Origin of the sequence: Pantoea sp. S62, from assembly GCF_016658625.1 — a bacterium.
In the GTDB taxonomy this organism is placed as follows: Bacteria; Pseudomonadota; Gammaproteobacteria; order Enterobacterales; family Enterobacteriaceae; genus Pantoea; species Pantoea vagans.
The window spans coordinates 512180-520736 of sequence record NZ_JACVVI010000003.1 but is presented as its reverse complement, the minus strand read 5'-3'; the positions used below and the strand labels follow the sequence as shown (position 1 = coordinate 520736).

General features: G+C 53.5%; 7 protein-coding genes and 1 tRNA gene. 2 read left to right on the top strand and 6 right to left on the bottom strand.

The features are described from left to right. Window positions 1-97 precede the first annotated feature (97 nt). The 6 genes from IBT54_RS07670 to eptA form a co-directional block, all read right to left on the bottom strand. Window positions 98-185 (bottom strand) — tRNA-Ser (locus IBT54_RS07670). Window positions 186-456: 271 nt separating this feature from the next. After that, window positions 457-990 carry a peptide-methionine (S)-S-oxide reductase MsrA gene (msrA, locus tag IBT54_RS07665; RefSeq protein ID WP_013358241.1) on the bottom strand — a complete coding sequence of 178 codons (534 nt, stop codon included), beginning with the start codon at window positions 988-990 and terminating at the stop codon, window positions 457-459. Between the two features lie 59 nt (window positions 991-1049). Next, window positions 1050-1616 (bottom strand): flavin reductase family protein, encoded by a 567-nt coding sequence (locus IBT54_RS07660; RefSeq protein ID WP_033783350.1) that lies wholly within the window; start codon window positions 1614-1616, stop codon window positions 1050-1052. Window positions 1617-1926: 310 nt separating this feature from the next. Then, window positions 1927-2985, bottom strand: a complete 1059-nt coding sequence (gene pmrB / locus IBT54_RS07655; RefSeq protein WP_013358238.1) for a two-component system sensor histidine kinase PmrB — start codon at window positions 2983-2985, stop codon at window positions 1927-1929. Next, the gene (gene pmrA / locus IBT54_RS07650; protein WP_010670822.1) at window positions 2982-3662 is read right to left on the bottom strand and encodes a two-component system response regulator PmrA; all 681 of its coding nucleotides are present in this window, start codon (window positions 3660-3662) and stop codon (window positions 2982-2984) included. Before pmrA ends, pmrB begins: the two co-directional genes overlap by 4 nt. Next, complete coding sequence (eptA, locus tag IBT54_RS07645; protein ID WP_201251940.1) at window positions 3662-5290, bottom strand: phosphoethanolamine transferase EptA; 1629 nt, start codon at window positions 5288-5290, stop codon at window positions 3662-3664. Before eptA ends, pmrA begins: the two co-directional genes overlap by 1 nt. A 453-nt stretch (window positions 5291-5743) precedes the next feature. Here eptA and otsB point away from each other — a divergent pair, with 453 nt between their 5' ends. Together otsB and otsA are read left to right on the top strand one after the other, a co-directional pair. Then, the gene (gene otsB, locus IBT54_RS07640; protein ID WP_201251939.1) at window positions 5744-6532 is read left to right on the top strand and encodes a trehalose-phosphatase; all 789 of its coding nucleotides are present in this window, start codon (window positions 5744-5746) and stop codon (window positions 6530-6532) included. Continuing rightward, window positions 6529-7965 (top strand): alpha,alpha-trehalose-phosphate synthase, encoded by a 1437-nt coding sequence (gene otsA / locus IBT54_RS07635; RefSeq protein ID WP_013358235.1) that lies wholly within the window; start codon window positions 6529-6531, stop codon window positions 7963-7965. The genes otsB and otsA overlap by 4 nt, the downstream gene beginning before the upstream one ends. The last annotated feature ends 592 nt before the right edge of the window (window positions 7966-8557 follow it).

The following is an 8557-nucleotide window of genomic DNA, read 5'->3' as shown; positions in this document are numbered from 1 at the left end:
CGCATGCGGTCGTTCTCCGGCGGGGCTTCTCACCCCCCTTACTGTGCAATAGGCAAAAAAAAAGCCTGAACATAAGTTCAGGCTCTTCTTTAGAATGTGGCGGTGAGAGGGGGATTCGAACCCCCGATACGTTGCCGTATACACACTTTCCAGGCGTGCTCCTTCAGCCACTCGGACACCTCACCACATTTACTTCGCTGACCGCGCTGGGTCAACGGGGCGGTACTATAGGGAGTCGGCTGAAAAGGGTCAAGCACTATTTTTTTCTTTCGATCTATTCGCTTAAGCTCTGAACGAATCGATTTACTGCGGCTTAAAATCGGGCATTTATGCGCCATATTCCACAGTAATAAAGAAGCCGATCGGGTCATGTTAAGGACCGCGTGACGACTGAAATAACCCGGAGCGACGTCCGGGCCTGTATCCCAGCCAGACGCCGCTCCGTCAGACGCTAAATCAGCTCTTCACCCGATTAGCGAAGCTCTTACGCAGCTTCTGCAGTTTCGGTGGGATGACCGCCATGCAGTAACCGTTGCGCTGACCGGCGCCTTCCCAGTAATCCTGATGATAGGCTTCAGCCGGATACCACTCTTTCAGCGGCTCAATGGTGGTCACAACCGGCACATCATGATCAGCCTGGGCGCGTTCAATGGCGGCGCGCGCTTCTGCTTCCTGCTCGGCATTCGCCGGGAAAATGGCAGAGCGATACTGGGTGCCGATATCATTGCCCTGACGGTTCAGCTGGGTCGGATCATGCGTGACAAAGCTGATATCCAGCAGATCGCCATAAGTTACCTGCTCCGGATCAAAACCAATGCGGATCGCTTCTGCATGACCGGTTGCGCCACTGCAGACCTGCTCATAGGTCGGATTAGGACGCGCACCACCGGTATAGCCGCTTTCAACCGACTCTACGCCGATCACATCTTTAAATACCGCTTCGGTACACCAGAAACAGCCGCCAGCGATAACTGCGTATTCGATTGCCATAATAATTTACTCCTGTCAGGTCGAAAGAGGTGAATGGGGGCGCAGCAGAGCGCTTTCAACTAGATGAGCATCTCCGGTTTAAAATCTCCGCTCTTATCCAGCATTTTATCGCTCATCACGCTAAACCGGCCTTCACCGGTGTAGTGCAGGGTCGGGGGATATTCCGGCTGCTCAGCGACGTGCGCTTTGACGATCTCAAAAATAAACAGGTTGTAGCGGGCGACCATGGCGTCGTCATAAAGCTGGCATTCAAAGCTGGCAAAACATTCGGCAATCATCGGCGCACCCACTACCTGAGCCGGCTCCGGCGTCAGGCCAAACGCTTCAAACTTATCAATACTGTCACCGTGGCTATTGCCGACAGCCACCACTTCATTAATCAGCGAGGCGGAAGGAATATTCAGCACGCACTGACCGCTGTTGCGGATCAGCTCGTGGCTGTGATTCATACCGGCAATCATGCAGCCGACCAGGGACGGCGAGAACTCCAGCACCGTGTGCCAGCCGAGCGTCATGATGTCATGCTGATCCTGATACTGCGAGCTGAGCAGCAGCACCGGTCCCGGCTCAAGGTATTTGCGGGCTTTGCTGACCGGAAAAGCATATTTGTGCATGCGTTGGCTCATGGCGTAGCTCCTTTAACGGAAGGGTGCCATTAAGTGTAGAGCACACTGCGGGTGCGGCGGAAAGGTCAGCAGCCATAAAGGCAAGGTCAACGGGGAAACAGGGCAGAGCAGACATTTTTAACGACAGTCTCACGAGCTTAAGGTTTCCTTAATATGCAGTCGCGATACTGCCTGCTTTAACGGAGGATAATGCTATGAAAACTGCGCCTGCTACCCTGTCTGTCACTGCTTCACGTCCGATGAGCGAATATGCGGCACTGCTGATCGCCGCAGCAACGGTTGTTCTGTTCCTGTCTGCCTGGTTTACCGCTTAAAACTTAATGACGGCCCGGCAACCGCTCCGGTCGCGACGGTTCTCTAAGAAAAACTGAAAACGGTGTAACTGGACGATGCGGCTGACAATGCTCAGCCCGAGTCCGATACCGCCATAGCGACTGTCCATCCGGATAAACGCTTTACTCAGCTCGCCACTTTTACTCTCATCAATGCCCGGTCCCTCATCTTCCACTACCATCATGGGCTGTGGCACAGACAACAGCTGCACGCTGATGGTGCTGTTATCCGGGCTATAGCGATGGGCGTTCTCAACCAGATTACGCAGCAACATCTTCAGCAGGGTCGCATCACCACGCACAAACTGCTCCTGCGGCAGATCCAGCACCAGCGTCTGCTGATGCGCCTCCAGCATAATACTCAGCTCCGCTTCCATCGGCAGGATTACATCTTCAATCAGCCCGACGTTCTGATAGGTGCCCGAAGTGAATGACTGTCCGGCACGCGCCAGATTCAGCAGCTGCGACACGCTGTGCGTCATCTGATCAAGACGCTGCACCAGCGGCTGAACTTTGACATCGCTGTTGCGTTCGATTAACTCCAGATGCAGCCGTAATCCCGCCAGCGGTGTGCGCAACTCATGCGCCACGTCGGCGGTAAACAGCCGCTCGCGCTCCAGACTGCTGTTGAGGCGGGCGACCAGCTGATTGATCGCCTGAGTCACCGCATCGATCTCATGAACCTGACTGTGACAGGCGACGGGATCGAGATTCTCTTCGCTGCGGCTTTCGAGTTCCCGCTGCAGCTGATAGAGCGGCCGGGTGATCCATTTCACCGCCTGATAGCAAAGCAGCAGCGTCAGCGTAATCATCACCAGGCTCGGCACCGCCAGGCTGGCCACCGCTTCATGGACTTCTCGCTTCACGTGACTGTCCATGTTGCGCTTCTGCAGTTGGGCTTCCACCAGAAACTGAATCTGTTCTTTACTCTCATGCCACAGCCAGACCACGCTGATCACCTGGAAGACCAGCAGAATCAGACCAATGGTCAGGATCAGGCGAAAGCGCATACTGCGGTGATCGAAACGTTTTATCATGTGGCCTCGCGAACGCCATCCTGCGTCACCAGCGCATAACCAAACCCGCGCACGGTACGAATGGCGCTTTTGCCAATTTTGTCGCGCAGATTATGGATATGCACTTCCAGCGTATTAGTAGAAGGCTCGGTCTCCCAGTTATAGATGTCCTGATAGAGAATTTCCCGGTGAACCGGATTGCCGGCCTTCAGCATCAGTCGTGACAGAATCGCAAACTCTTTGGGTGTCAGATCCAGCAGCACATCGCTGAGGGTGATCTGACGATGGGTCATATCCAGCGCCAGCGCACCCACTCTGACATGACTGTCGCCCTGATTGACGTGACGGCGAATCAACGCGCGGATCCGCGCCAGCAACTCATCCAGCGAAAACGGTTTGATCAGATAGTCGTCCGCCCCGGCATCGAGTCCGGCAATGCGCTCGCTGATGGTGTCGCGCGCGGTCAGTATCAGCACCGGCGTCATCTTTTTCTGCCGCCGCAGTCGTATCAGGAAATGCAGGCCATCTTCGTCCGGCAAACCCAGATCCAGCACCACCAGACTATAGAGGCCGCTGGCGAAATGCGCTTCAGCATCCCGCACCCGCGTCACGCCATCGCAGACATAGCCTTCGCCTTCCAGCGCCAGCATCAGGCCCTGCAGCAGCAGCGCATCATCTTCAACAATCAGTATCTTCATTAAGGTTGGCTCCGACACGACGTCAAAATATCATCCGCAGGCACATATTCGTGGGTCGCGGTGCCGGTTAATCCCAGCATGGTTGAAAACAGATTATCCTGTGAAAAATCGTCTGTCGCCGCCAGTTTATTCAGACAGCCACGATTAACCGCATAACGTTTCTGATAATCATCGGACAGCCAGATCAGCATCGGCACATGTTTCTGCGTATCCGGGGCAATAGCATAGGGCAGGCCATGCAGGTAAGCGCCATTTTCACCCAGCGATTCACCGTGATCAGAAAGATAGACCAGGCTGGTGGTGAAGCGATCCTGATGCGCGCGCAGGACATTGATTGCTTTATCGACAATATGATCCACATTGACCAGCGTGTTGTCATAGGTGTTGATCAGCTGTTGTTGCGAACAGTCCTGAATCTGATTGGTGTCACAGGTCGGTTCAAACTGACGGAACTGTGGCGGATACCGATGGCTGTAGGTCGGGCCATGACTGCCAATGGTATGCAGGACAATGACCCCGTTGCCTTTCAGCTGACTGATGTAGTCGTCCAGCCCGTGGAACAGCACGTCGTCATAACACTCACCATTAATACACATGCCGGGCAGGTTCAGGCTGGTCATGTCCTGATGCGGCACCCGGTCACAGGCACCTTTGCAGCCACCATCATTTTCATTCCATAACACACTGATGCCAGCGCGCTGAATAATATCCAGTAGTCCCTCCTGATGCGCAGCCAGCACATCATCATAGTGCGCGCGCGGCATGTTGGAGAACATGCAGGGCACCGAAACCGCCGTCGCCGTGCCGCACGAGGTGGTGTGCGGGAAATAGATCACATCGTCTTTCGCCAGTAAAGGATTGGTCAGACGACCGTAACCACCCAGCGAGAAGTTTTGCGCGCGCGACGTCTCTCCCAGCACCAGAATCGTCAGATTCGGCTTACCGCTGCTGCGGCTGGGCTGCAGATGGGCATCTTCACCGATGCGCACCAGCGGTACATTCTGCAGTTGCTCATGCTTATACCAGGAGAGCGTTGCCGCAATGCTGTTCGACGGGCTGAGCGCTTTAACCAGCTCGCGGTTGTTGCGGAACAGCGAAGCGTAATCTTTATAGAAGAGCAGGGCGACCAGCACGATCAGCGCGGCGGAAAGCAGCACGCTAAGCAGTCGCGCCAGTATGCCACGCCACTGCTGCCGTTTTATGCGCGGCCAGAACACCAGCAACGCCATCAGCACGCCCGAGGTGAGCAGGGTGAAGAGCAGCTGCGGCGTAATCAGCGCAAAGGATTCAGAAGCGGTGGTATCCATCATGTTGGTGATCATCGAACGATCGACCACGATGTTATAAGTCTGAATAAAAAACTGTGCCGACGCAGAGAGCAGAATAAACAGGGCGGCCAGCAGCCGATCCAGCCAGACAAACGAGGCCAGAGTAATCACGATGTTAATCACGCTAAAGGCGACGAAAGGCATAGATAAAAATACCAGCGTGGTATGCAGGTTGTTCAGCGGCATGACCGCCAGCACCTGACGGTAATAAGCGATATTAAGGAAAACCGCGATATAAACCGCAGCCAGGATCAGCAAACTTAGGCGGCTAATCAGCGGCCTCTTCAGGGTAAACGCCATGTGAGCAGGAACCAGAGTAATAAAAGTGTCACGAGATTGCGCTTTCTATATTAGGAAAACCTTAAGAAACTTAAGCTTTGAAGAATGTCATTCGTATGGAATACGTAACGGGTATCACTCCAGCGTGATGCGGACCGATACCGCTACGATTATTAAAAAAGGAACAGGTGTAAATGGCGCTTTTCTGCTGGCTTAACCGCAGCGGCTGGCATGAAAAGTGCATATTTCTGGCATAACCCCTGTTAATGACTACACTTAATGTGAAGATGTTCTCAGTTAGCCAGTATTGTCAGCAATGCGCTTGCAAGTTTGAGGAGAGTGACCTATCCAATCACCGCGTTTTACCCCTCAATCACCGCTTTATCAGAATTTCCCGCTTGCTGACCTGACTGCGTCAGGACATTCTTGTTTTAACTCAATGTTTTATTAAATTTGATTTTCAGGAGAAGTAACGTGACCCAAGCGGCAGACACCCATGCCAGGTACCCGACATTAAGCAGCGGGCAGTACGCCTTCTTTTTTGATGTCGACGGTACGCTGGCAGCGATACAGTCCCGTCCCGAAGCGGTATTTATTCCTGAGCAGGTTATCGCACAACTTCAACAACTCTCTGCGCTTTCTCAGGGCGCACTGGCGCTGGTCTCCGGCAGACCCATCGAACAACTGGATGCGCTGGCTGCGCCGTGGTACGGCCCGGCGGCGGGCGTGCATGGCGCTGAGCGTCGTGATGCAGAGGGGCATATGCAGCGCATCAGCCTGCCTGTTGAGGTCGAAAAAAATCTCAGGAAGGAATTGCAGGATGCGATGGCATGCTGGCCTGGCACTCAGCTTGAGGTGAAAGGCATGGCCTTTGCACTTCACTACCGTCAGGCGATGCAGCATGAGCAGGATGTGTTGCGACTGGCTGAACAGTCAGTGAAGCGTTTCCCGGGACTGGCGCTTCAGCCAGGGAAATGCGTGGTTGAGATTAAACCGGCAGGCATCGATAAAGGTGCCGCAATCAGCGACTTTATGCAGCAGCCCCCTTTTGCCGGACGCACGCCAGTCTTTATTGGCGACGATTTGACGGATGAGAAGGGCTTCCTGGCCGTTAACGAACGGCAGGGCGTCTCAGTTAAAGTCGGCGAAGGGTCAAGCCAGGCCGGTTATCGGCTAAATGATGTCGATGCCGTTTATGGCTGGCTGGAAAGAACATTATTACTATTAGAGAAAGACAACGTCGGTAAGGAGTTTAGGTTATGAGTCGTTTAGTGGTTGTATCTAACCGTGTCGCCATGCCAGATGGGTCTAAAACCAGCGCAGGCGGCCTGGCCGTCGGCATTCTCGATGCACTGAAAAGCACCGGTGGATTATGGTTTGGCTGGAACGGTGAAATCAGCGAGTTCACCGGCGAAGAAGTAGAAGACGTCAGTGTGCAGGAACATGAAGGTATCGAGTATGCTTCCTTCCCGCTGAGCCAGAACGATTACGATCTCTATTATTGCCAGTTCTCAAACACGGTTATCTGGCCCGCCTTCCATTATCGCCTCGATCTGGTGCAGTTCCAGCGTGAAGCGTGGGAAGGGTATTGCGAGGTTAATGACGCGGTGGCGCAGCGCTTAAAACCGCTGATCAAACCGGATGATATTGTCTGGATCCACGATTATCATTTCTTACCCTTTGCTGCCGCGCTGCGTCGGGCCGGTATTAATAACCGCATCGGCTTCTTCCTGCATATTCCGTTCCCGACGCCAGAAATATTCAATGCACTGCCTCCGCACAAAGAGCTGCTGGAAATGCTGTGTGAATATGACCTGCTTGGCTTCCAGACTGAATCGGATCGGGTGGCGTTCCTGGACAGCGTCAGTCAGCTTACGCAACTGCAGAATAAAGGCGACAAAAAGCATCGCGCCTTTGGCAACACCTTTATGACTGAAGTCTATCCAATCGGGATTGAGCCAGACAGTATTAAAGAGATGGCCGAAGGGCCACTGCCGCCGAAAATGGCTGCCATGAAGAAAGAGCTGGGCGATGCACGCAACATTATTGCCTGCGAACGTCTCGACTATTCTAAAGGACTGCCGGAGCGCTTTCTTGCCTATGAAGCGCTGCTGGAAAACTTCCCGCAGCATCGCGGCAAAATCCGTTACTCGCAGATTGCACCGACCTCACGTGGTGATGTGCAGGCCTATCAGGATATCCGGCATCAGCTGGAGACCGAAGCAGGACGGATTAACGGTAAGTACGGTACGCTGGGCTGGACCCCGCTTTACTACCTTAACCAGCATTTCGACCGTCGCCTGCTGATGAAAATCTTCCGCCTGACCGATGTGGGTCTGGTGACGCCGCTGCGTGATGGCATGAACCTCGTCGCGAAAGAGTATGTGGCTGCGCAGGACCCGGACGATCCGGGTGTACTGGTGCTGTCGCGCTTTGCCGGTGCCGCCAACGAACTGACTTCAGCGCTGATAGTGAATCCGTATGACCGCGATGAAGTTGCTGCTGCGCTGGACAAGGCGATTACTATGCCGCGCACCGAAAGGATTTCACGCTACAACGACATGATGGCGGTATTGCGCAAAAACGACATTACCGCCTGGCGTGAGAGCTTCCTGAAGGACCTGGAGCGTATTGACCCACGCAGTGTTGACCACAGCACCGTGAATAAGGTAGCGACCTTCCCGAAACTCGCCTGACCTGAGCCTTTATCGCAATAATGGAAGCAGTGATACCACCCTGGTATCGCTGCTTTTTTTTCGGCCCAGCTCACAGAAAACTCGCCTGCTATCTGTTAATGACGCTGTGCGGTGATTTTGTGCCGATGTCCTCAGTGGCAGCTCAGAGTGGCCCGATATATGCAGGGAATCCCGAAAACCCAGTCATACCGCTGCCCGCCGCTTTCTTTAACTACTTTGCTAAAGTTTTTTTTCAGACTGCCGATAGTGATAGAGCCAACGTATAACCTGCCGTTAATTCATTCGTCTTTCTTATGTAACCCCTTGTTACATCGGGTGTCGGAGCCTGAACATTCTGCTGTCACTGTTAACGCCAGGTTGCCAGAAGCCCCTCTTACTGCCGTAGAAATCTTAACGATTTCATTACTCACACCCTGCGATACTCCCCTTAAGTAACTAATTTAACAGCAAATAAGGCCCCGCCTTGCCAGCATAATATGCTGACAACCCTCTTTTAGATGGTTCTAAATAGGGTATTAAAACGATTAACACCCGATAATCATTCCGGATTGCTTAAAGCGTCGAATAGCGATGCTTTTACCCCCTATTAAAC

Bases quoted from the DNA above. Each gene is read 5' to 3' on its own strand.
- msrA (WP_013358241.1), bottom strand. From the start codon at position 990: ATGGCAATCGAATACGCAGTTATCGCTGGCGGCTGTTTCTGGTGTACC.
- IBT54_RS07660 (WP_033783350.1), bottom strand. From the start codon at position 1,616: ATGAGCCAACGCATGCACAAATATGCTTTTCCGGTCAGCAAAGCCCGC.
- pmrB (WP_013358238.1), bottom strand. From the start codon at position 2,985: ATGATAAAACGTTTCGATCACCGCAGTATGCGCTTTCGCCTGATCCTG.
- pmrA (WP_010670822.1), bottom strand. From the start codon at position 3,662: ATGAAGATACTGATTGTTGAAGATGATGCGCTGCTGCTGCAGGGCCTG.
- eptA (WP_201251940.1), bottom strand. From the start codon at position 5,290: ATGGCGTTTACCCTGAAGAGGCCGCTGATTAGCCGCCTAAGTTTGCTG.
- otsA (WP_013358235.1), top strand. From the start codon at position 6,529: ATGAGTCGTTTAGTGGTTGTATCTAACCGTGTCGCCATGCCAGATGGG.